Source organism: Sulfitobacter sp. HNIBRBA3233 (genome assembly GCF_040149665.1).
GTDB classification, from domain to species: domain Bacteria; phylum Pseudomonadota; class Alphaproteobacteria; order Rhodobacterales; family Rhodobacteraceae; genus Sulfitobacter; species Sulfitobacter marinivivus.
In genome coordinates, this window is sequence record NZ_JBEFLP010000001.1 from 457,697 (window position 1) to 480,038 (window position 22,342).

General features: G+C 64.0%; 23 protein-coding genes and 1 tRNA gene. 10 read left to right on the forward strand and 14 right to left on the reverse strand.

The window, feature by feature from the left end; all coding sequences use genetic code 11:
* Positions 1-245 precede the first annotated feature (245 nt).
* A tRNA-Thr gene (locus ABMC89_RS02205) sits at positions 246-321 on the reverse strand.
* 122 nt (positions 322-443) lie between these two features.
* Between ABMC89_RS02205 and ABMC89_RS02210 the strand changes: the two genes are divergently transcribed.
* The 3 genes from ABMC89_RS02210 to kynU all read left to right on the forward strand — a co-directional run bounded on the left by ABMC89_RS02210 (position 444) and on the right by kynU (position 3,414).
* The gene (locus tag ABMC89_RS02210) at positions 444-1,319 is read left to right on the forward strand and encodes a hypothetical protein (RefSeq protein WP_349564739.1); all 876 of its coding nucleotides are present in this window, start codon (positions 444-446) and stop codon (positions 1,317-1,319) included.
* A gap of 76 nt (positions 1,320-1,395) precedes the next feature.
* Positions 1,396-2,223 (forward strand): tryptophan 2,3-dioxygenase, encoded by an 828-nt coding sequence (locus ABMC89_RS02215; protein ID WP_349564741.1) that lies wholly within the window; start codon positions 1,396-1,398, stop codon positions 2,221-2,223.
* Positions 2,224-3,414: a kynureninase gene (kynU, locus tag ABMC89_RS02220; RefSeq protein ID WP_349564743.1), complete on the forward strand. Its 1,191-nt coding sequence runs from the start codon at positions 2,224-2,226 to the stop codon at positions 3,412-3,414.
* Between the two features lie 59 nt (positions 3,415-3,473).
* Here the strand turns inward: kynU and ABMC89_RS02225 are convergent, their stop codons facing one another.
* Genes ABMC89_RS02225 through ABMC89_RS02235 form a run of 3 tightly spaced genes read right to left on the reverse strand, consistent with a single transcriptional unit; the run spans position 3,474 to position 5,523 of the window.
* Positions 3,474-4,268 carry a metal ABC transporter permease gene (locus ABMC89_RS02225; protein WP_349564745.1) on the reverse strand — a complete coding sequence of 265 codons (795 nt, stop codon included), beginning with the start codon at positions 4,266-4,268 and terminating at the stop codon, positions 3,474-3,476.
* Positions 4,265-5,041 (reverse strand): metal ABC transporter ATP-binding protein, encoded by a 777-nt coding sequence (locus ABMC89_RS02230; protein ID WP_349564747.1) that lies wholly within the window; start codon positions 5,039-5,041, stop codon positions 4,265-4,267. The genes ABMC89_RS02225 and ABMC89_RS02230 overlap by 4 nt, the downstream gene beginning before the upstream one ends.
* Positions 5,041-5,523, reverse strand: a complete 483-nt coding sequence (locus ABMC89_RS02235) for a Fur family transcriptional regulator (RefSeq protein WP_349564749.1) — start codon at positions 5,521-5,523, stop codon at positions 5,041-5,043. Before ABMC89_RS02235 ends, ABMC89_RS02230 begins: the two co-directional genes overlap by 1 nt.
* A gap of 81 nt (positions 5,524-5,604) precedes the next feature.
* Here ABMC89_RS02235 and ABMC89_RS02240 point away from each other — a divergent pair, with 81 nt between their 5' ends.
* Positions 5,605-6,777 carry a zinc ABC transporter substrate-binding protein gene (locus tag ABMC89_RS02240; RefSeq protein ID WP_349564751.1) on the forward strand — a complete coding sequence of 391 codons (1,173 nt, stop codon included), beginning with the start codon at positions 5,605-5,607 and terminating at the stop codon, positions 6,775-6,777.
* Between the two features lie 110 nt (positions 6,778-6,887).
* Here ABMC89_RS02240 and ABMC89_RS02245 read toward each other — a convergent pair whose 3' ends face one another.
* Together ABMC89_RS02245 and ABMC89_RS02250 are read right to left on the reverse strand one after the other, a co-directional pair.
* A complete protein-coding gene (locus ABMC89_RS02245) occupies positions 6,888-8,912 on the reverse strand; it encodes a PhoX family protein (protein WP_349564753.1) in 2,025 nt (674 codons plus the stop codon).
* 160 nt (positions 8,913-9,072) lie between these two features.
* A complete protein-coding gene (locus tag ABMC89_RS02250) occupies positions 9,073-10,269 on the reverse strand; it encodes an FAD-binding domain-containing protein (RefSeq protein ID WP_349564755.1) in 1,197 nt (398 codons plus the stop codon).
* A gap of 160 nt (positions 10,270-10,429) precedes the next feature.
* Here ABMC89_RS02250 and ABMC89_RS02255 point away from each other — a divergent pair, with 160 nt between their 5' ends.
* The 5 genes from ABMC89_RS02255 to ABMC89_RS02275 all read left to right on the forward strand — a co-directional run bounded on the left by ABMC89_RS02255 (position 10,430) and on the right by ABMC89_RS02275 (position 13,705).
* Positions 10,430-11,080: an ATP-dependent Clp protease proteolytic subunit gene (locus ABMC89_RS02255; protein ID WP_349564757.1), complete on the forward strand. Its 651-nt coding sequence runs from the start codon at positions 10,430-10,432 to the stop codon at positions 11,078-11,080.
* A gap of 124 nt (positions 11,081-11,204) precedes the next feature.
* A complete protein-coding gene (gene clpX / locus ABMC89_RS02260; protein WP_349564759.1) occupies positions 11,205-12,470 on the forward strand; it encodes an ATP-dependent Clp protease ATP-binding subunit ClpX in 1,266 nt (421 codons plus the stop codon).
* A 71-nt stretch (positions 12,471-12,541) separates the two neighbouring features.
* A complete protein-coding gene (locus tag ABMC89_RS02265) occupies positions 12,542-12,898 on the forward strand; it encodes a RidA family protein (protein WP_349564761.1) in 357 nt (118 codons plus the stop codon).
* Between the two features lie 61 nt (positions 12,899-12,959).
* The gene (locus tag ABMC89_RS02270) at positions 12,960-13,343 is read left to right on the forward strand and encodes an NADH:ubiquinone oxidoreductase subunit NDUFA12 (protein ID WP_349564763.1); all 384 of its coding nucleotides are present in this window, start codon (positions 12,960-12,962) and stop codon (positions 13,341-13,343) included.
* Positions 13,343-13,705, forward strand: coding sequence for a DUF2155 domain-containing protein (locus ABMC89_RS02275; RefSeq protein ID WP_349568498.1), 363 nt, complete (start codon positions 13,343-13,345; stop codon positions 13,703-13,705). The genes ABMC89_RS02270 and ABMC89_RS02275 overlap by 1 nt, the downstream gene beginning before the upstream one ends.
* Here the strand turns inward: ABMC89_RS02275 and aat are convergent.
* The 3 genes from aat to accB are packed head-to-tail and all read right to left on the reverse strand — an operon-like array spanning position 13,669 to position 16,176.
* On the reverse strand, positions 13,669-14,304 hold the full coding sequence (aat, locus tag ABMC89_RS02280; RefSeq protein WP_349564765.1) for a leucyl/phenylalanyl-tRNA--protein transferase: 636 nt from the start codon (positions 14,302-14,304) through the stop codon (positions 13,669-13,671). The two genes, ABMC89_RS02275 and aat, sit on opposite strands and share 37 nt — an antisense overlap.
* A gap of 5 nt (positions 14,305-14,309) precedes the next feature.
* Positions 14,310-15,662 carry an acetyl-CoA carboxylase biotin carboxylase subunit gene (accC, locus tag ABMC89_RS02285; protein WP_349564767.1) on the reverse strand — a complete coding sequence of 451 codons (1,353 nt, stop codon included), beginning with the start codon at positions 15,660-15,662 and terminating at the stop codon, positions 14,310-14,312.
* Positions 15,663-15,672: 10 nt separating this feature from the next.
* Positions 15,673-16,176 carry an acetyl-CoA carboxylase biotin carboxyl carrier protein gene (gene accB / locus ABMC89_RS02290; RefSeq protein WP_349564769.1) on the reverse strand — a complete coding sequence of 168 codons (504 nt, stop codon included), beginning with the start codon at positions 16,174-16,176 and terminating at the stop codon, positions 15,673-15,675.
* Positions 16,177-16,314: 138 nt separating this feature from the next.
* Here accB and ABMC89_RS02295 point away from each other — a divergent pair, with 138 nt between their 5' ends.
* Positions 16,315-17,835, forward strand: coding sequence for a class I adenylate-forming enzyme family protein (locus ABMC89_RS02295; protein WP_349564771.1), 1,521 nt, complete (start codon positions 16,315-16,317; stop codon positions 17,833-17,835).
* On the opposite strand, the gene ABMC89_RS02300 is transcribed toward ABMC89_RS02295, so the two are convergent.
* The 5 genes from ABMC89_RS02300 to ABMC89_RS02320 form a co-directional block, all read right to left on the reverse strand.
* Complete coding sequence (locus ABMC89_RS02300) at positions 17,820-18,362, reverse strand: superoxide dismutase family protein (RefSeq protein WP_349564773.1); 543 nt, start codon at positions 18,360-18,362, stop codon at positions 17,820-17,822. The two genes, ABMC89_RS02295 and ABMC89_RS02300, sit on opposite strands and share 16 nt — an antisense overlap.
* 170 nt (positions 18,363-18,532) lie before the next feature.
* Entirely contained in the window at positions 18,533-19,285 is a 753-nt protein-coding gene (locus ABMC89_RS02305; RefSeq protein ID WP_349564775.1) for an ABC transporter ATP-binding protein, read from the reverse strand.
* Between the two features lie 13 nt (positions 19,286-19,298).
* Entirely contained in the window at positions 19,299-20,060 is a 762-nt protein-coding gene (locus tag ABMC89_RS02310; RefSeq protein ID WP_349564777.1) for an ABC transporter ATP-binding protein, read from the reverse strand.
* A gap of 10 nt (positions 20,061-20,070) precedes the next feature.
* Positions 20,071-21,285 (reverse strand): branched-chain amino acid ABC transporter permease, encoded by a 1,215-nt coding sequence (locus ABMC89_RS02315; protein WP_349564779.1) that lies wholly within the window; start codon positions 21,283-21,285, stop codon positions 20,071-20,073.
* A gap of 3 nt (positions 21,286-21,288) precedes the next feature.
* Positions 21,289-22,320, reverse strand: a complete 1,032-nt coding sequence (locus tag ABMC89_RS02320; RefSeq protein WP_349564781.1) for a branched-chain amino acid ABC transporter permease — start codon at positions 22,318-22,320, stop codon at positions 21,289-21,291.
* Positions 22,321-22,342: the final 22 nt, after the last annotated feature.

Consider the following 22,342-nt stretch of genomic DNA (forward strand, 5'->3'; position numbering starts at 1 on the left):
TTGTGGCAGGCCGCGTGGGGGCGTCCTGCACCGAGTCCCGTCCGCAGGCGCCAAAGGACCGGCTCGGGGATCCTTACCAGCAGTCGGGAAAGGTGGGAGCGCGTCATCCGCGCTTTGACGAACGATACCCGAACCCGCTTGCCCGACCGGTACGCACAGCGGCGCGGAGCCTTGTGCGCCCAAACTTTGCCCTACAACAGCTTGCGGCCACGCATACGCGGGATGCCTTGTTTTTACTGGAAAGATGGTGCCCCCACACGGACTCGAACCGCGGACCTACTGATTACAAATCAGTTGCTCTACCAGCTGAGCTATAGGGGCACTGGGCGGTCGTTTAATGCGATCCACCGCGGCGTGCAAGAGGATTTTTGCGCCCCGATTGCAGGTTTATTTCATCCCCGAAGCCGCTATACACGCACCATGGAAAAAGACGGGATTGCGGGATGAAACTGGTCCTACACGCGGGGGTTCATTTTACCGAAGAAGAACGGCTGACAAAGTGCCTGTTGCGCAATGCGGACGATTTTGCCGCGCACGGGATATCGGTTCCCGGCCCCAGCAAGTACCGTGGTCTTTTGCGCGATACGCTGAATGCGATGGTCAGCGCGCCCCCCACCGAAGGTGCGCGCGATGTCCTCGTCGACGCGATTCTCGACGACGGCGAGGCAGAGCGCGTGATCCTGTCGGACCCCAACTTCTTTCGCACCCCGAAGACCGCGATGCAGGAGGGAATGCTCTATCCTGCGGCGCCGGTGCGGATGATGCGCCTGATGCATCTTTTCGCGCAGGACGAGGTCGAGATCTTTATCGGAATCCGCAATCCGGCCACGCTGGTGCCGATCCTGCACGGCAAATCCGACACCCCCGAGCCGGAGAAATTCTGGGGCGGGCGGGGGCCGCGTGACGTGCGCTGGTCCGAGACGATCGCCCTGCTGCGCGAAGCGGTGCCCGAAGCGCCGATCACCATCTGGTGCAACGAGGACACGCCGCTGTTGTGGGCGCATATCATCCGCCAGATGGCGGGGCTGCCCGACGACCGCAAGATCATCGGCGGGTTCGACCTGCTCAGCTCGATCATGTCTGCGGAGGGGATGAAACGCTTCCGCGCCTATCTCAAGGATCATCCGGTGATGACCGAGCATCAGAAGCGCCGTGCAATCGCCGCGTTTCTGGACAAATACGCGCTCGAAGGCGAGGTCGAGGAAGAACTCGACATGGCCGGCTGGGACGACGCGCTGGTTGACGAGTTGACGGAAATCTACGACGCCGACGTTGAAACGATTGCCGCAATTCCGGGCGTGCGCGTGTTGATGGCCTGAGGGCAGGGCGGGTGTGTCGGTGCGGCAGGCCGCGCCGCCTGCCGCCCCAAGGGAACCCGAAAAGGAGAGGGAGCCGATGAGTGAATTCGAATCCGCGTCGCAGGGCGCAAAGATGGATTTTTCAAAGGACATGTCCTACGGCGACTACCTGGGGCTCGGCCCGATCCTCGACGCCCAGCACCCGTTGTCACAGGCGCACGACGAGATGCTGTTCATCATCCAGCACCAGACATCGGAGCTGTGGATGCGTCTGGCGATCCATGAGCTCGAGGCCGCGCGCCAGTCGCTCCGCGACGGGCATTTGCGGCCTGCGTTCAAGATGCTGACCCGAGTCGCACGGATTTTCGAACAGTTGAATGCGGCGTGGGATGTGCTGCGCACGATGACCCCCAGCGAATACACCGCGTTCCGGCCCTCGCTCGGGAATTCGTCGGGCTTTCAGTCGCACCAGTACCGGCTGGTCGAATACATCCTCGGCAATCGCATCGGCGCGTTGATGAAGCTGCACAAGCACACGAAGACCGCATACGACCGCCTGAGCCACGAGCTGGAGCAGCCGAGTCTTTATCAGGTGGCGATTGCCATCCTGTGCGAGCGGCTGGAGGTCCCGTCACTGGCCGGTGCGCCGCAGTCGCAGGACTGGCAGGCCAACCCCGAGGTGCAGGCGCTTTGGCAGCTGGTGTATCAGGACCCGCAGAACCACTGGGAACTCTACGAGCTTGCGGAAAAGCTGGTCGATCTCGAAGATTACTTCCGCCGTTGGCGGTTCAACCACGTCACCACCGTCGAGCGGATCATCGGTTTCAAGCGCGGCACGGGCGGTACGGCCGGTGTGGCCTATCTGCGCAAGATGCTTGAAGTCGAGCTTTTCCCCGAGTTGTGGCATGTTAGAGGAGCCTTGTAAGTGGCCGGAATACTTAGAAAAGAAGCCTTCAAAATACCCGATGGCGTGATCTATCTGGACGGGAATTCGCTCGGCCCCTTGCCGAAGGCCGTGGGCGCGCGGGTGCAGGAAATGCTCGCGGACGAATGGGGCGAGATGCTGATCCGTGGCTGGAACGGCGCGGGATGGATGGACCAGCCCGCCCGCGTGGGCGATATGGTCGGGCGCATCATCGGCGCGCCCGAAGGGTCCGTGGTGATGGGCGATACCCTGTCGATCAAGGTGTTCCAGGCGCTGGCCTCGGCGGTCAAGCTGGTGCCCGAGCGCCGCGTGATCCTGAGCGACAGCGGCAACTTCCCGTCCGACCTCTACATGGCCGAGGGCCTCGTGGGTTTGCTGGAACAAGGCTATGAGCTGCGCACGGTGGCCCCCGAAGAGGTGGCCGACGCCATCGATGAAACCGTCGCCACGGTGATGCTGACCGAAGTGGATTACCGCACCGGTCGCAAGCATGACATGAAGGCGATGACCGCGCGCGCCCACGCCAAAGGGGCGGTGATGATCTGGGATCTGGCCCATTCGGCAGGGGCCCTGCCGGTTGATCTGGCCGGATCGAACTGCGAGATGGCGATTGGCTGCACCTACAAATACCTCAACGGTGGTCCCGGCGCGCCCGCATTCATCTACGTCCGGCCCGATCTGGCGGATCGTGTCCAGCCCGCTCTGGCCGGGTGGCTGGGCCACCGCAAGCCCTTCGATTTCGATCTGAACTATGCGCCCGGGCAGGGGATCGAACGCATGCGCGTCGGCACGCCGCCGGTCATCCAGCTGACAGCGCTCGAAGTCGCGATGGAGCTTTGGGCCGATGTCGACATGGACGAATTGCGCGCCGCGTCAGTGACACTGCAAGAGCAGTTCATCGAAGAGGTCGAACGCGACATCCCGCAGTTGACCCTTGCCAGCCCGCGGGATGCAGATATCCGCGGCTCGCAGGTTTCATTCCGGTTCGAGCATGGCTATGCCGCCATGCAGGCGCTGATCGATCGCGGGGTCATCGGGGACTTCCGTGCGCCCGACATCATGCGCTTTGGCTTTACGCCCATGTACCTCGATGCCTCCGATGTGACCGCTGCGGTCAGGATCATCGCGGATGTCATGCATAATGACCTGTGGGATGTGGACAAGTACAAGGTCCGCGCCAAGGTGACGTGAAGTTTATTGATGTATATCAGTCGGTAACGCTACCAAGATGATGCGATGCATGAAGCCTGTCACTCCGGCCTGAGGGCTGGAGAAACTGCCGTGCTGAGACCGAAGAGGAGCGCGGCCACCGTCACGATGCTGGGGCCGGCTGGCGTGTCCAGAACGAACGCGCCGGCGAGGCCGCCAATGGCCGACAGCGTCCCGATGGCGATCGCCCAGCCCACCATCGCCTCGGGGGTGCGCGACAGGGACCGCGCGGCGGCGGCAGGAATGATCAGCATCGCGGCGATCAGCAGGGCCCCCACCACCTTGATCGCCACCGCCACCACGACGGCCAGCGCAAGCGTCAGGATTAGTTGCTCGCGCCGCGCCGAGATGCCGCTCGCGCTGGCCAGATCCGGCGAGAGTGTCGCAGTCAGCAGGGCCCGCCAGCGCCAGGCCAGCAACGCCAGCACCAGCCCCGCGCCGGTCCAGATGACCGCCAGATCGGCGGCGGTGACGGCCAGAATCTCCCCGAAAAGATAGCTTTCCAGATCAACGCGCATCCCGTCGATCAGCGATACCGCGACCAACCCCGCGGCCAGCGCGCCGTGGGCCAGAACCCCCAGCAGCGCGTCCGAGCCGACCTGCCGTTCGGACAGGCGCGTCAGGATCAGGGCCATGGCAAGAGCCACCACCAGAACGCCCACCGTGACGGGCAGATCGGTGGCCAGTGCCAGTGCCACGCCAAGGATCGCGGCATGGCTGGTCGCGTCCCCGAAATAGGCCATGCGCCGCCAGACGACAAAACAGCCCAGGGGGGCGGCGGCAACAGCCACGCCAAGCCCGGCAAGGGCCGCGCGGATGATAAACGCGTCGATCATTCTGCCGCGCTCCCTCGTGGTGCATGGTCTTTTTCGTGGTCGTGATGCCCGTGGCCGTGATGGTGGTGATGGTCGTGATCGTGATCATGCCGGTAAAGCGCCAGCGCGCCCTGTGTGCCGGTGCCGAACAGCGCGCGATACTCAGGCGCGTCTGCCACCACTTGCGGCGTGCCCTCGCAGCACACATGCCCGTTGAGGCACAACACCCTGTCGGACGATGCCATGACAACGTGCAGATCGTGGCTTACCATCAGCACCGCGCAGCCGCGCTCGGCCCGGACCGCTTCGATCCGGCGGTAGAAACTGGCCGCGCCGGGCTGGTCCAGCCCCTGGGTGGGCTCGTCGAGTATCAGCAGATCGGGTTCCTGCAGCAGCGCGCGCGCCAGCATGACACGCTGGAACTGGCCGCCCGACAGGCCGCGGATCTGGCGCGCGGCCAGATCGGCCACACCGGCGTCCGCAAGGGCCGCGCGCCAGCGGGCCTCGCTGGTCCGGTTGGGCAGGTTCAGAAACCGCGCCACGGTCAGCGGCAGCGTGGCGTCGATATCGAGCTTCTGGGGCACATAGCCGATCCGCAGCGAAGCCGCGCGGCGCACATGCCCGCTTGCCGGGCGCAGCGCCCCGATCAGCCCGCGCAAGAGCGAGGATTTGCCCGAACCGTTGGGCCCGACGATGGTCACGATCTCGCCCCGGTCAATGCAAATGCTGACATCGCGCAGCACGGTCTTGCCTCCGTAGGCGAGGGTCAGCCCGTCGGTTTCGATCAGCGGCATCAGGCGTGATCCGGCTGGCAATCGGGGCAGAGGCCCTCGGCCTCGACCACGGTGCGTTCGATCGTGAAACCCGCCGCACGGGCGGCATCGCCCAGACGCCCCTTGGCGGGGGCTGTGTCGGCTTCGGCGACCGCGTGGCAGCCGCGACAGATCAGGAAGGCCGGCGCGTGATCGGCACCGGGATGGGCGCAGGCGATATAGGCATTCAGCGCCTCGATCTTGTGGGCGAAGCCTGCTTTGACCAGAAAATCCAGTGCGCGGTAGGCGACAGGGGGCTGGTGGCCCAGCCCGTCGCGCGCCAGATGCGCAAGAAGATCATAGGCACCAAGCGCACGGTGTTCTTTCAACAGGATTTCCAGCGCCCGGCGACGCACCGGCGTCAGGCGCAACCCTTCGTCGGCGCAACGTGCCTCGGCACCGGCGAGCGTGTCGGTGACGCAGGCACCGTGGTTCTTGCATTGAAAGCCGATCGGCTGGGGCATGGCATCCTCGTCTTCTTTACGGATTGATATGTTATAACATACTTGATAGCAAGTAACAGATTTCATTCAAAGGACCTGTCCATGAAACGCTGCCTTTTGCCTGTCGCGCTTGCTGTTTTGCCAATGTCCCTGTGGGCCGATCCGCCCCGGGTCGTAACGGATATCGCACCGGTGGGGGCGATTGTGGCGCGGGTTATGGCGGGGGCGGGCACGCCCGATGTGCTGATCCCGCCGGGTGCATCGCCGCATGACTACGCGATGAAACCCTCGCAGGCGCGCGGGCTTGCGCAGGCCGATCTGGTGGTCTGGGTCGGTCCCGGCCTGACCGGGTTTATGGAAGGCCCGCTGGACGCGCTGGCCGGCGGTGCGCGGGTGCTGACGCTGGCCAGCGACGCGCCGCTGACCCTGTTGCCTTTCCGCGAAGGGACCGCCTTCGAGGCCCACGATCACGGCCATGGACATAGTGGGGAGCCCGCGCACAGCGAAGGCCACGGCGCGCACGGGGATCATGAGGCGCACAAGGACCATGAGGCGCACGAGGGCCACGCAGATCACGAAGACCATGGCGCTCACGGCGGCCATATGGCGCAGGGGCATGGCGGCGACCACGGGGACCACATGGCGCAGGGGCATGGCGAGGCTCACGAAGAGGCGCACGGGCACGGCGATGGTCACGAAGCGGAACATGCTGACAATCACGATGAAGGCCACGGGCATGACCACGGCGCGGAGGGTGCAATAGACCCGCACCTGTGGCTCGACCCGCAGAACGCGGCGCGGATCGCCGGTTCGGTCGCCGAGGCCCTCGGGCAGCTCGATCAGGAAAACGCCGATCTCTATGCCCGCAACGCCCTGTCCTTCGGGGAAGAGATCGCAGCCCTGAACATAGAAGTGCGCGGCATCCTCGACCCGATCGAGGACCGCAGTTTCATCGTCCTGCACGATGCGTTCCATTACTTCGAGGCCTCCTTCGGGATTGAGGCCGCGGGCGCCGTGATGGCGGGCGACGGTGCGTCACCGGGGCCTGCGCGCCTGTCGCACCTGCGCGAACGGCTGGCCGAGAACCCGGTCAAATGTGCCTTCGCCGAGCCGCAGATGAATACCGCCCTGATCGAAACAGCGGTCGAGGGGCAGGGCGTGCGTGTCGCGGTGCTGGATCCGATGGGGCCGGTCGATGTGCCGCTCGCGGACCGCTACCCGGCGATGATCCGCAACATCGCGCAGTCGATGGCCGATTGTCTCTCCGCGCCCTGAGGACCGGCTGCGCCGGGCCGGCCCTGCGCGGAGCCTGCCAAGAAAATTGCCCTGCCTTCCGTGAGAAGGCAGGGCAGAGAAATCTGAAAATGAATTTTTGATATGTCGGGTCAGACGGCGATCCTGCCGCCCCCTTGTTTTGTCACCACCACGACGGACGGACGCGGGGGCATCGAGGGGTCGAAATCCGGCCAGCGGGTCGCGGGATCCTCGAATGTCGATTCCCGCCCGAAGCCCGCGAGGCTCTTGGTGCCGTCGGTTCCAGGATGCTGCACGGCCAGAAACAGCGTTTCAAGATCGTCGGTGAAGTAGGGGCCGCACATCTCGGCGCCCACGGGACAGCGGAAGAACAGCTTCGAGGTGCCGCGCTGCGCGCCTTCGGTCTCGACCGCGTAAAGCCCGTCGGATTTGCTGGTCTTGTCCCAGTTGCCCCCCTGATCCGTCGACACCCACAGCCGCCCTTCGGCGTCGATGGCCGCGTTGTCGGGCGACCCGAACCAGCCGTCCTGCGAGGTATCGGGGTTCCACAGCGCGCCCACATCCGCGACATCGGGATCGCCGCAGCGCACGAGGATCGACCAGGTGCCGCCGGTGGCGGCATGGTCGCCGTTATGTTCCTTGATCTCGATGATATGGCCAAAGGCGGAGTCGGCGCGCGGATTGGCGGCATCGACCTGACCGGCAGTGCGGCGCGAATTGTTGGTCAGCATCAGGTAGACCGTGCCGTCGCCGCGTGGCTGCGCGTCTTCGGGCCGGTCCATCGGCGTCGCCCCCAGCAGGTCGGCGGCAAGGCGCGTGTCGATCAGCACATCCCCCTGATCGTGAAACCCGTTCTCGGCGGTCAGCGGCCCCTCGCCGTGGACCAGTGGAAGCCAGACCAGTGTTCCGTCCGCGTCAAAGCGCGCGACATAGAGCGTGCCTTCGGACAGGAGTTTGGAATTCGCGGCACGGTCGTCGCCCACGCGGCCATCCGAGACGTATTTATACTGGTAATCAAAGCGGTTATCGTCGCCCGAATAGACGACGAGCCTGCCGTCGGTGCTGACTGTTGTCTCGCATCCCTCGTGGCGGAACCGGCCCAGAGCGGTATGTTTGACGGGCATCGCATCGGGCGCCATCGGGTCGACTTCGACAACCCAGCCGAAGCGGTTGGGCTCGTTCGGCTCCACGTCGATGTTGAACCGGTCGTGGGTGGTGCCCCATGCATACCACCGCCCCGGCACGCCGTAGCGCCGCATCTGCCGCGCTTCGGGCTGCTCCGTAAGGTCGGGCTGGCCGTCGGCATCCAGCTTGTCGGTCCAGAAATAGCCGTGGAAGTTCTCTTCGGCCATCAGCCATGTGCCCCAGGGGGTCATCCCGCCCGCGCAGTTGTTGAGCGTGCCGATCACGGTGCGGCCTTCGGGATCCTTCCGCGTGCGCATCCGTGGATGGCCTGCGGCGGGGCCGTCGATGCGCATCTCTGTGTTCAGCGGCGTGATACGGCGGTTGAACCTGCCGTCGCGTACGACCTGCCACTGGCCTGTCGTTTCGCGTTCGATCTCGACCACGGTGCCGCCGTGCGCTGCCATCTCGATATCGATGAGCGTAGGCGTCATGCCGGCGAAACCCGCGCGGTCCTGACGGCCGAGGCCGGGGAACATGACCTCTTCGTTGGTGTATTCGTGGTTCACGCAGAGCAGGCCGCGCGTGCCCGCCGCGTTCAGCGGTGCGAAGCCCACGTAATCGTTGTTATAGCCGAACTGTTGCAGCTGCGCCTGCGGGGTCTGGTTCATCACGTCGAAATCGGGGGCATCCGCGGTAACCGGATCGCCCCAGCGCAGCAGCACCCGGGCGTCGTAGCCCTCCGCGATGTGGTGGGTTTCGTCGTTTCCCCACGCCAGTTCGGTGAAATCGTAGCGCGACGCCGCCGAGGCGCGCGCGGACCGTGGTGCCACCAGCGCAGAGGTGCCGAAAAGGGTGGTCGTCGCGGTGACCGCCAGTGCTCCGCGAAACATCTCGCGGCGGGTGAAGCGGTGGGCCACGACCTCGCCAATGGTGCGCGACAGGTTGGGGTTCGTCGGGATGTCGTCGAAGGCCTCGTAGGCCTCTGCCTTGTTGCCGATGGTGGGGTCGGCGATGATGTCACGGCGGTTCATTGCACGGGTTCCTTGCAAGAGGCGTCTGGGGCGCTGTGTGACGCGATTCCGATACAGAATTGTGACACGCGCGCCAAATTCAGGGCAGCGGAAAAAACCGGCATTCCCGCGCGCCGTTCGTTCGGCGCCCGATGATCCCGCGCACAGGGCGGCGGGCCGTTCAGCGCGCGAACTGGTCCAGCAGGTCGGGGATGTGTTCCTTGAACTTGAAGAACCCCTTGGTCGCCAGAGGCCAGGCGGTGCTGTCGACCGCGCGGCGGACCTCGTCTATCGCAGGGATGCCGTCGGTTTTGCGCAGGCGGCGCAGCAGGGCGCGGGTGGGCCCGACGGGCGCGTGGGGGGTGACGATCCGGTCCAGCCGTGCCTCGCCCGCCCATTTCACCACCGCCTGCGCGTCCTCGAGCCCGGTAATGCCGGGCCACATGTCGGCGGCCAGACGGCTGCGGAATTCGGTTACATGGGGGGCGGTCTGCCACGGGCTTTGTGTCGCTGTGGCGTCGATATAGGCGATGCTTTGGGGCGCGATGCCCAGATCGTCCAGAAACGGCGCGCCCAGATCGTCGCCATGGACCAGCAGCCCCACACGGTCGCCCGGCGCACCGGCATAGTCGGGCATCTCCGGGATCGGCTGCCGGTCGGGCGGGGGCGGTGCGTCGACCGCGGGCGCCTCCGTGGCGAGGCCTGTGACATTGGCAAACCGGCCATCGGTGAATTTCTCGATGTTTTCGGGGCGGGCAAGGTACGTCTTGCCGCGGGTCTGGATGCCCGCGACCCAGCGCCAGCTCAGGGTGTTGACCGCCGCATCCCCGTCCAGAAGGTGGCGCAGGAAGAAATCAGCGCCCAGTTGCCACGGCAGGCCCAGCGTGAAAATCCAGATCGACGCGAACCACATCCGCGCGTGGTTGTGCAGATAGCCGGTGGTCGCCAGTTCCTGCGCCCAGTGGTCGAAGGGGGCGATGCCGGTCTCTCCCAGACAGGCGGCCTCCCACCGCTGGCGCAGGCCGGACTGTGTCTGGATCTCGTTCGACAGCCGCTCGAGGGCCTCGCGGTAGTCCGACCAGACGCCGGGCCGCTGTTCCAGCCAGCCCTTCCAGTAGGTGCGCCACCACAGCTCCATGAGAAATTTCTCGGCTTCCTGCGCGCTGGTCTGCGACAGAACCGCACGGGACACGGCGGATTCGTCGAGAACTTTCATGCGCAGATAGGGCGACAGGGTGGATACAGCCTGCTGCCGCTCGGGCCCGAAATCTGTATTGCGACGCCGCGCATAGGGCAGGCCCGCCTGCGGTGCAAAGCTGTCCAGCCGTGAATGGGCTGCATCGCGCGACGGCGGGAAGAGGTCGAGTGCGTGTTTCATGCGCCCGCAGGTAGAGCGGCGAGCGGTGCGATCAACTGCATGCGGCACCGCGCGCATGTCCGTGGGTCAGGCCCCCTTGAAGCTCCCCTATGGCGCGACTAATCTCCCCTAAACCTCTCTGCGGGTATTGTCCCGTCGAGACAGACAAGAGGCGAGAGCAATGCGAGATCCGATTGACAACTTTACCAACAACCTCGTGCCGATGGTGGTCGAACAGACCAGCCGGGGCGAGCGTGCTTACGACATTTTCTCGCGCCTGCTGAAAGAGCGGATCATTTTCATCAACGGACCGATCCATTCGGGCATGAGCCATCTGGTGGTGGCCCAGCTGCTGCACCTTGAAGCGGAAAACCCGAGCAAGGAAATCAGCATGTACATCAACTCCCCCGGCGGGGAGGTGACGGCCGGTCTGTCGATCTACGACACGATGCAATACATCCGTCCGAAGGTGTCCACGCTCGTGTGCGGCATGGCGGCCTCCATGGGGTCGGTCATCGCGATCGGCGGCGAAAAGGGGATGCGCTTTGCGCTGCCCAACGCCGAAGTGATGATCCACCAGCCGTCCGGCGGGTCGCAGGGCGTGGCCGAGGATATCCTGATCTCCGCGCGCCACATCGAGCGCACGCGCGAGCGGATGTACCAGCTTTATGTCAAACATTCCGGTCAGGATTACGAGACGGTGCAGAAGGCATTGGACCGCGATCTGTGGATGACGCCCGAAGAGGCCAAGGACTGGGGCCATATCGACGAGATCGTCGAAAGCCGCGGCAAATCCGACGACGACGACAAGAAGAAGAAAAAAGACAAGTAAGACACAGGTGCGCGATCCCGGGTTTTGCCGATTGCAGGACCGGGATCGCTGACTTAGACTTGAAGCGACACGCAAGGCAGGCGGCCCGCGCCTGTTCCCAAGATTCAGATTTGGAAGGGCTCACATGGCCAATTCATCCGGCGGCGACAGCAAGAATACCCTCTACTGCTCCTTCTGCGGCAAAAGCCAGCACGAGGTGCGCAAGCTTATCGCCGGTCCGACCGTGTTCATCTGCGACGAATGCGTCGAACTGTGCATGGATATCATCCGCGAAGAAACGAAAGCCTCGGGGCTGAAAGCCACCGATGGCGTGCCGACCCCCAAGGACATCTGCGATGTTCTGGACGATTACGTGATCGGGCAGGCGATGGCGAAGCGGGTGCTGTCGGTCGCGGTGCACAACCACTACAAGCGCCTCAACCATGCCCAGAAGGGCGGCGATATCGAACTGGCGAAATCCAACATCCTGCTGATCGGCCCCACCGGCTGCGGCAAGACGCTGCTGGCGCAGACGCTGGCGCGGATTCTGGATGTGCCCTTCACCATGGCGGATGCGACCACGCTGACCGAAGCCGGTTATGTGGGTGAGGATGTGGAGAACATCATCCTCAAGCTGCTGCAATCGTCCGAATACAACGTCGAGCGCGCGCAGCGCGGCATCGTCTACATCGACGAGGTCGACAAGATCACCCGCAAGTCGGAAAATCCCTCGATCACCCGCGACGTGTCGGGCGAGGGCGTGCAGCAGGCGCTGCTGAAGCTGATGGAAGGCACCGTTGCCTCCGTGCCGCCGCAGGGCGGGCGCAAGCATCCGCAGCAGGAGTTCCTGCAGGTGGACACCACGAACATCCTGTTCATCTGCGGTGGCGCCTTTGCGGGCCTCGACAAGATCATCGCGGCACGCGGCAAGGGGTCGGCCATGGGCTTTGGGGCCGATGTCCGTGACAACGACGACCGCGGCGTCGGAGAGATCTTTACCGATCTGGAACCCGAGGATCTGCTGAAGTTCGGCCTGATCCCGGAATTCGTCGGCCGTCTGCCGGTTCTGGCAACGCTCGAAGACCTCGACGAGGATGCGCTGGTCACGATCCTGACCCAGCCAAAGAACGCGCTGGTCAAGCAATACCAGCGTCTGTTCGAGCTGGAGGATACGCAGCTGACCTTCACCGACGATGCGCTGACCGCCATCGCCAAGCGCGCGATCGAACGCAAGACAGGTGCACGCGGCCTGCGGTCCATTCTGGAAGACATCCTGCTGGACACGATGTTCGAACTGCCCGGTCTGGACAGCGTCAACGAGGTGGTCGTCAACGAGGAGGCGGTCACATCCGACGCCAAGCCGCTGATGATCCACGCCGAAGCGGAAAAAGAATCGGCATCGGCCAGCTGAGCTGCCGGTGACGCGACAATCTATCAGGGCAGGCCGCGTTGGCCTGCCTTTTTCAATTCAGGGAAAGCACTATGAAACGCATATCCTCAGGCGGTGAGTTCGAGAAGAAGATCGGCTATTGCCGCGCGGTTGTTGCCGGTGGCATGGTCCATGTGGCCGGGACCGTGGGGCAGGGCGATGACGTGGTCTCGCAATGCCGCTCTGCGCTTGGCATCATCGAGGCGGCGCTGAAAGACGCGGGCAGCGATTTCGCCCATGTGGTCCGCGTGACCTATATGCTGCCGGATCGCAACGACTTCGAAGCGTGCTGGCCCGTCCTTGCCGAAGCCTTTGGCGATAACCCTCCCGCCGGGACGATGATCGAATGCGGTCTGATCGACCCGAAATACCGGATCGAGCTGGAGGTGACAGCGGTGCTTCGCGGCTGATCCCCCTAGACCTTCGCGGCGCAATCCGTCATATCAGGCCCAACGCTTATCGGAGGCATCCATGGGATTTTTCAACACCCTCGCGCGGTCGGTGACCTGGTGGAACGGTCAGACGCTCAACACGCAGCTTTTCACCTGGCGCAAAGGTGAGAAAGTGGGTGAAGACGATCAGGGCAACATCTATTACCGCAACGCCGATGACAGCAAACGCTGGGTCATCTTCAACGGTGAAGCTGAGGCAAGCCGCGTGTCGCCGGACTGGCATGGCTGGCTGCACCGGACGTGGAACGAACCGCCGTCGGACAAGCCGCTGAAGCACCGCGAATGGGAAAAGCCGCATCAGGAAAACCTGACGGGCACCATGCTGGCCTATGCGCCTGCCGGGTCGATCCGCCGCGAACAGCCCAAGGACCAGACCGACTACGAGGCGTGGAGCCCCGAGTGATGCTGCTGCGCGGGCTGGCCATAACCGCTGCCCTGGCGCTCGCCACCGTGGCGTCCGGCCAGCAGACAACGAACGCGAGCGGGGCAATCCTGCGCGCGCTCGACAAGACATCGGGCAATACGGTCGATGTCACGGTTCCATCCGGCAAGGGCGCGCGGCTGGGCAACCTGCAAATCATCCTCAACGAATGCCGCTATCCGGCAGGCAACCCTTCGGGCGATGCCTATGCGTCGCTCGAAGTGTCAGAGGTCGGCAGGCTGGGGACGGTATTCTCGGGCTGGATGATCGCCTCTGCGCCGGCGCTGAACCCGATGGAGCACCAGCGCTATGACATCTGGGTCATGCGCTGCACCACCTCCTGAGGGGTGGCATCGGGCACCGCGTTGAAATCCGCCCTGAGGCGCCTCGCGTGGGCGAGTTTGGCGTGATATTCCGCGCGGGAAATCTCGACGCCGCCCAGACTGGCCAGATGCGGCGTGATGAATTGCGTGTCAAAGAGCGTAAAGCCGCAGCGGTTCAGCCTGTCGACCAGACAGGCCAGTGCGATTTTTGACGCGTTCGTGCGCCGCGAGAACATCGATTCACCGAAGAAACCCGATCCCAGCACCACACCGTACACGCCGCCGACCAGCGCCCCGTCGTCCCAGACTTCGAGCGAATGGGCGTGTCCGGCGCGAAATAGATCAATGTAGAGCACGCGGATCTCGGCGTTGATCCACGTATCATCGCGGTCCGCGCAGCCATCGACCACGCCGGCAAAGTCGCGGTCCGTGGTGATCTGCCACGAGCTGCGCCGCATGGCGCGGCGCAGGCTGCGCGAAAGGTGGAACCCGTCCAGCGGGATGATCCCGCGAAACCGCGGATCGACCCAGAAAATCTCAGGGTCGTCGCGGTGTTCGGCCATGGGGAAGATGCCGACACTATAGCCGTGCAGCAAAAGCTCTGGCGTGATCTCCCCCATAGGGCTCAGCCGTCCCCGAGGTTGGTTTCCAGCCAATGCTCCAGCCAGTGGATGTTGTAGTCACCGGTCTGGATGTCATGTTCGTCCAGCAGCGCGTGGAACAGCGGCACGGTGGTATCGACACCGTCAACGATCAGCTCACCCAGCGCACGTCCCAGACGGGCCAGCGCTTCGGGGCGATCACGTCCGTGGACGATCAGCTTGCCGATCAGGCTGTCGTAGTAGGGCGGGATGCGGTAGCCATCGTAAAGCGCGCTGTCCATCCGCACGCCAAGGCCACCGGGTGTGTGGTATTGCGTGATCTTGCCGGGGCAGGGCCGGAAATCCGGCAGCTTTTCCGCGTTGATGCGCACTTCGATCGCGTGGCCGTTGATGGTCAGGTCTTCTTGCGTGAAAGACATCGGCAGCCCTTCGGCCACGCGGATCTGTTCGCGCACAAGATCGACGCCAAAGATGGCCTCGGTCACCGGATGCTCCACCTGAAGGCGGGTGTTCATCTCGATGAAGTAGAACTCGCCGTTCTCGTAGAGAAACTCGATCGTTCCGGCACCGATATAGTTGATGTTGGCCACGGCATCCGCGCAGATCTTGCCGATACGCGCCCGTTCTTCGGGCGTGATCGACGGGCCGGGCGCTTCTTCGAACACCTTCTGGTGGCGGCGTTGCAGCGAACAATCGCGCTCGCCCAGATGGACCGCGCGTCCCTTGCCGTCGCCGAAGACCTGGATCTCGATATGGCGGGGCGTGGTCAGGTATTTCTCGATATAGACTTCGTCGTTGCCGAAGTTCGATTTACCCTCGGCGCGTGCGGTGCGGTAGGCGCGCTCCATCTCCTTGGCGTTCTGGGCGACTTTCATGCCCTTGCCGCCGCCACCGGCGGTCGCCTTGATGATGACGGGGTATCCGATCTCCTCGCCGATGCGCTGCGCGTCTTCGAGCGACGCCACGCCGCCCTCCGATCCGGGAACGCAAGGCACGCCGAGCGCCTTCATAGTATCCTTGGCGGTGATCTTGTCGCCCATGATGCGGATGTGTTCGGCAGTGGGGCCGATGAAGGTCAGCCCGTGGTCTTCGACCACCTGAACGAAGCCCGCGTTTTCGGACAGAAAGCCGTAGCCGGGGTGGATCGCCTCGGCGCCGGTGATCTCGCAGGCGGCGATGATCGACGGGATCGACAGGTACGATTGCGAAGAGGCAGGCGGACCGATGCAGACGGATTCGTCCGCCATCCGAACGTGCATGGCATCGCTGTCGGCGGTGGAGTGGACGGCAACGCTGCCGATCCCCATTTCGCGGGCGGCACGGATGACCCGCAGGGCGATCTCGCCGCGGTTGGCAACCAGAATTTTCTTGAACATCGTGCGCCCCTTATTCGAGGATGACGAGCGGTGCGCCAAATTCCACGGCGGCCCCGTCTTCGACGAGGATCCGTTTCACCGTACCCGAACGGGGGGCAGGGATGTGGTTCATTGTTTTCATCGCCTCGACGATGAGCAGCGTATCGCCTTCGGCGACGCTGGCCCCGACGCTGATGAAGGACGGAGAGCCCGGTTCGGGCTGCATATAGACCGTGCCGACCATGGGCGATGTCACCGCGTTGGGATCGGTCGACGGATCAGAGTTGCTGGCAGAGCTGGTGTCCGCGGCCATGGGCGCCGGTGCGGGCGAGGTCATCTGCGGCGGTGCGGCGGCCTGCATCTGCTGGGGCGCTGCCATTACCTGTTGCGGCGGCTTGCGAGACACGCGCACGTTCAGGCTGTCGTCTTCTGCGTAGTCACGCTTGACCTGAAGTTCGGTAAGATCGTTCTCGTTCAGCAGTTCGGCCAAGGCGCGAATAAATGCGACATCGGCGTCATGTGTGTTCTTTGTCATACGTGTCCTCGACCGTTGCGAAGGGGGTGCACCTTTCCGCGGTGCTCTAAGCTCTGATAGGGGCTTATATGGCATGGACAGGAGCATGGAAAGCCGCGACTTTGGCGGCGCCTCTATGCACTCGGGAGGGGGGAGCGTATGAATATCGCCCATTGGCTGGCGCGCCGCGCGGCGCTGGAGCCCCGACGGGAGGCCTTGTTTCTGGGCACGGCACCGGTGGCCGACTACGGCACATTCGACGCCCGCGCGCGGCGCGTGGCCGAAGCGCTGCACGCGCGCGGCGTCGCTGCCGGTGACAGGGTCGCGCTGTTCATGGACAACCATCCCGACTGGCTCGTCGGGTTTTACGGCATTCTCTATGCGGGCGCGGCGGCGGTGCCGGTCAATGCCAAGCTGCATGGCCGCGAAGCACGCTTCATCCTCGACGATAGCGAGGCGCGGCTGTGTCTGAGCGATCCGGCGCATGCAGAGGCCCTGCACGACGCGGGCGTCGGGGTGCCGGTGGAGCAGGTCGGCACGCTGGAAGCGCAGGGGAGCGGGGCCGGGGTGGCTTTGCCGCGGGACCGGTCGGGCGGTGATCTGGCGTGGCTTTTCTATACCTCGGGCACCACGGGCACGCCAAAGGGGGTGCAGATCACCCATGGCATGCTGGGCGCGATGGCGCTGAGCTATCTTGCGGATGTGGACACTGTCCTGCCCGAGGATGCGGCGATCTATGCCGCCCCGCTGAGCCACGGTGCGGGGCTCTACAACTTCATGCATGTGCGAGCGGGGGCCCGGCACGTCTGCCCCGCTTCGGGTGGTTTCGACAGTGCCGAGATACTGACGCTGGCGGCCCATCACGGATCGGCCCATATGTTTGCGGCGCCCACCATGGTCAAGCGGCTGACCGATCACGCGGTGCGGGCGGGCGCATCCGGCGCGGGGCTGCGCACCATCGTCTATGCGGGGGCGCCGATGTATGTCGCGGACATCATTTCGGCAGTGGATCATTTCGGGCCGAAGTTCGTCCAGATCTACGGGCAGGGGGAATGCCCGATGGCGATCACCGCGCTGTCACGTGAGGATATCGCGGACCGCAGCCAGCCCGGCTGGAAAGAGCGTCTGGGCTCGGTCGGGCGGGCACAGTCCTGCGTCGAGGTTCGCGTGGCCGATGCCGACGGAAGGCCGCTGGCGTTGGGTGAAAGCGGTGAAGTGATGGTGCGCGGCGCGCCCGTGATGCCGGGATACTGGCGCAACCCGCAAGCGACCACAAAGACCCTGCGCGACGGCTGGTTGCTTTCGGGCGATATCGGGCGGCTGGATGCGGCGGGGTATCTGACGCTTCAGGACCGCTCCAAGGACGTGATCATCACCGGCGGATCAAACGTCTATCCGCGCGAGGTGGAGGAAGTACTGCTTCAGCATCCCGACGTCGCGGAGGCCGCCGTGCTGGGCGCTCCTCACCCCGACTGGGGAGAGGAGGTCGTGGCCTGTATCGTAGGCGGAGCGCGGCCAGAAGAGCTGGACGCGCTTTGTCTTGCGCAGATCGCACGGTTCAAGCGGCCGAAGCGCTATGTGCACCTCGCCGAATTGCCCAAGAACAACTACGGCAAGGTGCTGAAAACCGCGCTGCGCGATCGCCCCGACGTCAGTGGCGCGGATCAGGAGGTGGGCTGAAAGGCACCGCAGGCCAGACGCGCGCCGGTCGTACCACCGGGCTGCGTGAAGTGATCGTCACCGCTGGCGTGGATCATCAGCGAGGCACCGTCGCTGTCGAGCATCCCGTCGGGTGTTTCGGACAGCGCGACACGGGCGGTGAACGCCTGCATTTCGCCCTTTCCGTCAGCGCCGACGTAGAGGTTTGGCAAATCCCCCGCGTGCGGTCCCTCGGGATGCAGCAGGCCATGGGTGCTGTCGCTGTCGCCGATATGCCCGCCGGCGGATTTGAATTCGGTCGCGGGATCACACTCGGCAACAGCGTGCAGATGCACACCCTTGGCACCCGGCTCCAGCCCTTCGACGGAGAGATGGACAACGACACCGTCGGTGCCCGGCGTCAGGGTTGCGGTGCCGACAATCGTGCCATCCAGCGTGCGCATTTCGGCGGTGGCGGCGGGCGTCGGCGCGCTTACGTGGCTATCGGCATGGGCCATTCCGGCGCCGAGGGCGGCGGAGGCGAGAAGGGCGGCGATGGTGCGTGTCATGTCATTCTCCTTGAATTGCCGCGCTGTGCGCGCGGGATCAAGGGACCAACGCCTGCCGGGCAGGATCGATCGGCGGCTGCGACATTCTGTCCGGTAGGGGCGCGAAGATGGCACGCCGAAGGCGCCGCCGCGAGCGGCAGCGCCCGTGCAGTGCGGCTGGCGCCGCCCTGTCAGATCGCGAGGTATTCCGCGCGCAGCTTCTCGTTGTTGAGCACTTCCTCGGCGGAGCCGTCGTAGACCACGCCGCCGGTGTCCAAAATCACCGCGCGGTCGGCCAGTTTCAGCGCCCGCACCGCGTTCTGTTCGACAAGGATCGTGGTGATCCCCTGCGCCTTGATCACGCCGAGCGTCTTTTCGATCTCATCCACGATCACCGGGGCCAGACCTTCGTAGGGTTCATCCAGCAGCAACACCTTGATGTCGCGACACAGGGCGCGCGCGATGGCAAGCATCTGCTGTTCGCCGCCCGAGAGGGTCACGCCCTCCTGGTTCTTGCGTTCGCCGAGGCGCGGGAAGAGCTCATAGACACGCTCGATCGACCAGCCGATCGGTGGTGCGATCTGGGCCAGCTTGAGGTTTTCCTCGACCGTGAGGCCCGCGATGATGCGCCGGTCCTCGGGCACCAGCGCAAGGCCCGCAGCGGCGGCTTCGTGGCTGGCCATCTTGTGCAGCGGCTGGTGGTCAAGCCAGACTTCGCCCTTGCGCAATTCGGGATTGCCGATCTGCGCGATGGTGCGCAGCGTCGATGTCTTGCCCGCGCCGTTGCGGCCCAGAAGGGCAAGGATCTCGCCCTCGTGGACGTTGAAGCTGACGCCCTGCACGATATAGCTTTCGCCGTAGTAGGCGTGGATGTCCCAGACCGACAGGAAGGCGGGGGCGGAAGACGCGTGATTGGCGCTGTTTGGTTTGGTTTCGGTGGTCATCTTCGTGTCCCTCTTACGCGGCCTGTGTTTCGCCCAGATAGGCTTCTTTCACCTTCGGATGGCCCTTGATCTTGTCGGGGGTATCCTCGACCAGCGGGGTGCCTTGCGCCAGAACGGTGATCCGCTCCGCCAGCGAAAACACCACGTGCATGTCGTGTTCGATGATGGCGATGGTGATGTCGCGGTCCTGCTTGATCTGCTTGAGCAGGTCGATGGTGTTGTTGGTATCGGCGCGCGCCATGCCGGCGGTCGGTTCATCCAGCAGCAACAGGCGCGGGTCCTGCGCCAGACACATGGCGATCTCCAGCCGGCGCTTGTCGCCGCGTGACAGGGAGGCGGCGTGCATGTGGCGCTTGTCGACCATCTTCATCTCGAGCAGCATTTTCTCGGCTGTCTCGATGATGCCGGTCTCGCGGCCCACACTCTCGTAGGCGTGCATCCGGAACGCCCCGTCGCGCTTGGCGAAACACGGGATCATCATGTTTTCCATCACCGTCAGATCCCCGAAAATCTCGGGGGTCTGGAACACACGCGAAATGCCCATCTGGTTGATTTCGTAGGGTTTGCGCCCCAGCACCGACTGGCCGTCGAACATCACCGATCCGGTGTCTGGGATCAGCTTGCCCACGAGGCAGTTGAGCAGGGTGGATTTACCGGCCCCGTTGGGCCCGATGATCGCGTGAACCGAGTTTTCCGCGATCGACAGGTTCACGTTCCCCAGCGCCTGAAGGCCTCCGAACCGCTTGCCTACGTTTTTTACTTCGAGAATTGCCATGATCTGGTCCTCACTCGGCTGGGGTGTTGCGTTGTTCGGCGGCGTCCGCTTCCACCGAAGAGGCGTTGCGGTCGCGGCGTCGGAAGATACGGCCGATGCGCTGTCCGCCCTCGACCAGACCGCCGGGCAGGAAGATCACGACCAGCATGAACAGAAGGCCCAGTGTCAGGTGCCAGCCCTTGCCCACGAAGGGGTAGACCAGCGTGACAAGCAGATCGTCGATGCCGTCCGGCAGGAAGGCGAACCATTGCTCCAGGATGCCCTTGTTGATCTTGGAGACGATGTTTTCCATGTACTTGATGAAACCCGCGCCCAGAACCGGCCCGATCAGCGTGCCCGCACCGCCAAGGATCGTCATCAGCACGACCTCGCCGGAGGCGGTCCAGAACATCCGTTCGGCGCCGACCTGCGTATCCATCGCCACCAGAAGCCCGCCTGCGAGCCCCGCGTACATGCCCGAGATCACGAAGGCCGCCAGGGTGTAGGGGCGTGAGTTGAGACCGGTGTAGTTCATCCGCTGCTGGTTGGATTTCACCGCCCGCAGCATCATGCCGAAAGGCGACCGGAAAATGCGGATCGACAGGTAGAACGCCACCAGCATCACGACTGCGGCCACATAGTAGCCCGCGTTGAAGGTGAACACCCAGCCGCCCACCGACAGATCGAACCCGGAGCCCATATCCAGACCGAAGAGGTTGGCGCGCGGCCCTTCGCCGGCGGCCAGTTCGGGGTCCAGTATGCGCGGGTCGGAATACTTTGGCTGCAACCCGGTTTCGCCGCCGGTGATCGGGGTCAGAACCGAATAGGCCAGCGCATAGGACATCTGTGCGAAGGCCAGCGTCAGGATCGAGAAATAGATCCCCGAACGGCGCAGCGAGATCCAGCCCACCAGCAGCGAGAACAGGCCGGCAACAACGATCGACACGATGATTGCCGGGATCACGTTCATGGTCAGCAGTTTCATCATCCAGATCGCCGCGTAGGAGCCGACCCCGAGGAAGGCCGCGTGACCGAAGGACAGATAGCCCGTCAGACCGAAGAGGATGTTGAACCCGATGGCGAAGATGCCGAAGATCACCAGACGCTGCATCAGGTCGGGATAGCCCGCATTGAACTGCGCCATGCCGGACCCTGTCGGGAAGGGGTTGAGGATAAAGGGCGCCGCCAGCGCGAGGATCGCGACGATGATCAGCAGCATGAAGTCTTTGGAGTTGAGTCCGAGCATTGCTTATTCCTCCATCACGCCTTTGCGACCCATGAGGCCACGGGGCCGGGTCAGCAGAATGACGATGGCGACAAGGTAGATGATGATCTGGTTGATGCCGGGCAGGGTCTCGAGCACGATCGCCATGGAGGCGAAGCTTTCGAGGATGCCCAGCAGGAAGCCCGCGAGCACCGCTCCGGGCAGGGAGCCCATGCCCCCGACGACGACCACCACGAAGCTGAGCACGAGGAAGTCCATGCCCATGTTGTAGTTGGGTGAGTTGATCGGTGCATACATCGCACCGGCCATGCCCGCCACGGCGGCGGCAATGCCGAACATGATGGTGAAGCGGCGGTCGATGTTGATGCCCAGCAGGCCAACGGTTTCACGGTCGGCCATACCGGCGCGGACCACCATCCCGAAGGTTGTGAACTGAAGAAAGGCAAAGACCAGGCCGATGATCAATGCGGCAAACGCGAAATAGACGAGCCGCCAGTAGGGGTAGATGATGACGTTCGGGTCCATCCCAAGGGCCGCGCCGAAATCGAACGATCCGGCGAATGCCGCCGGCGCGGGCGTCGGGATCGGGTTCGCGCCGTAGTAATACTTGATGATCTCGGCCAGAACGATGGCAAGGCCGAAGGTCACGAGGATCTGGTCAGCGTGGGGGCGTTTGTAGAAATGCTTGATCAGACCGCGCTCCATGATGAAGCCGATCGCGACCATCACCGGGATCGTGAACAACAGCGACAGGGGAACCGCCCAGTCGATGATCGTCTCGCCCGTGCTCTGGCCGAACCAGTCATAGATATAAGGCACCTCGACCTTGAGCGGATTTCCAAGAAAATCCTTTTGCGTCTCGTCGATGACGATATGGCTGAGCGTCAGCAGCTTGCTGAAGGTCACGGCGCAGAACGCACCGATCATGAACAGCGCGCCGTGGGCGAAGTTGACCACCCCGAGCGTGCCGAAGATCAACGTCAGGCCAAGTGCGATCAAGGCATAGGCCGATCCCTTGTCCAGTCCGTTGAGAATTTGCAGGATGATTGCGTCCATGGATATGCCCCTTCCAATACGC

What these genes read in the sequence shown, in the direction of transcription:
- accB (WP_349564769.1), bottom strand. Translation starts at nt 16,176, where the DNA reads ATGACAAAGAACACACATGACGCCGATGTCGCATTTATTCGCGCCTTG.
- ABMC89_RS02215 (WP_349564741.1), top strand. Translation starts at nt 1,396, where the DNA reads ATGAGTGAATTCGAATCCGCGTCGCAGGGCGCAAAGATGGATTTTTCA.
- ABMC89_RS02275 (WP_349568498.1), top strand. Translation starts at nt 13,343, where the DNA reads ATGCTGCTGCGCGGGCTGGCCATAACCGCTGCCCTGGCGCTCGCCACC.
- aat (WP_349564765.1), bottom strand. Translation starts at nt 14,304, where the DNA reads ATGGGGGAGATCACGCCAGAGCTTTTGCTGCACGGCTATAGTGTCGGC.
- ABMC89_RS02245 (WP_349564753.1), bottom strand. Translation starts at nt 8,912, where the DNA reads ATGAACCGCCGTGACATCATCGCCGACCCCACCATCGGCAACAAGGCA.
- ABMC89_RS02270 (WP_349564763.1), top strand. Translation starts at nt 12,960, where the DNA reads ATGGGATTTTTCAACACCCTCGCGCGGTCGGTGACCTGGTGGAACGGT.
- ABMC89_RS02320 (WP_349564781.1), bottom strand. Translation starts at nt 22,320, where the DNA reads ATGGACGCAATCATCCTGCAAATTCTCAACGGACTGGACAAGGGATCG.
- ABMC89_RS02305 (WP_349564775.1), bottom strand. Translation starts at nt 19,285, where the DNA reads ATGACCACCGAAACCAAACCAAACAGCGCCAATCACGCGTCTTCCGCC.
- ABMC89_RS02295 (WP_349564771.1), top strand. Translation starts at nt 16,315, where the DNA reads ATGAATATCGCCCATTGGCTGGCGCGCCGCGCGGCGCTGGAGCCCCGA.
- ABMC89_RS02255 (WP_349564757.1), top strand. Translation starts at nt 10,430, where the DNA reads ATGCGAGATCCGATTGACAACTTTACCAACAACCTCGTGCCGATGGTG.
- ABMC89_RS02250 (WP_349564755.1), bottom strand. Translation starts at nt 10,269, where the DNA reads ATGAAACACGCACTCGACCTCTTCCCGCCGTCGCGCGATGCAGCCCAT.
- ABMC89_RS02315 (WP_349564779.1), bottom strand. Translation starts at nt 21,285, where the DNA reads ATGCTCGGACTCAACTCCAAAGACTTCATGCTGCTGATCATCGTCGCG.
- clpX (WP_349564759.1), top strand. Translation starts at nt 11,205, where the DNA reads ATGGCCAATTCATCCGGCGGCGACAGCAAGAATACCCTCTACTGCTCC.
- ABMC89_RS02310 (WP_349564777.1), bottom strand. Translation starts at nt 20,060, where the DNA reads ATGGCAATTCTCGAAGTAAAAAACGTAGGCAAGCGGTTCGGAGGCCTT.
- accC (WP_349564767.1), bottom strand. Translation starts at nt 15,662, where the DNA reads ATGTTCAAGAAAATTCTGGTTGCCAACCGCGGCGAGATCGCCCTGCGG.
- ABMC89_RS02230 (WP_349564747.1), bottom strand. Translation starts at nt 5,041, where the DNA reads ATGCCGCTGATCGAAACCGACGGGCTGACCCTCGCCTACGGAGGCAAG.
- ABMC89_RS02210 (WP_349564739.1), top strand. Translation starts at nt 444, where the DNA reads ATGAAACTGGTCCTACACGCGGGGGTTCATTTTACCGAAGAAGAACGG.
- ABMC89_RS02300 (WP_349564773.1), bottom strand. Translation starts at nt 18,362, where the DNA reads ATGACACGCACCATCGCCGCCCTTCTCGCCTCCGCCGCCCTCGGCGCC.
- ABMC89_RS02240 (WP_349564751.1), top strand. Translation starts at nt 5,605, where the DNA reads ATGAAACGCTGCCTTTTGCCTGTCGCGCTTGCTGTTTTGCCAATGTCC.
- ABMC89_RS02235 (WP_349564749.1), bottom strand. Translation starts at nt 5,523, where the DNA reads ATGCCCCAGCCGATCGGCTTTCAATGCAAGAACCACGGTGCCTGCGTC.
- ABMC89_RS02265 (WP_349564761.1), top strand. Translation starts at nt 12,542, where the DNA reads ATGAAACGCATATCCTCAGGCGGTGAGTTCGAGAAGAAGATCGGCTAT.
- ABMC89_RS02225 (WP_349564745.1), bottom strand. Translation starts at nt 4,268, where the DNA reads ATGATCGACGCGTTTATCATCCGCGCGGCCCTTGCCGGGCTTGGCGTG.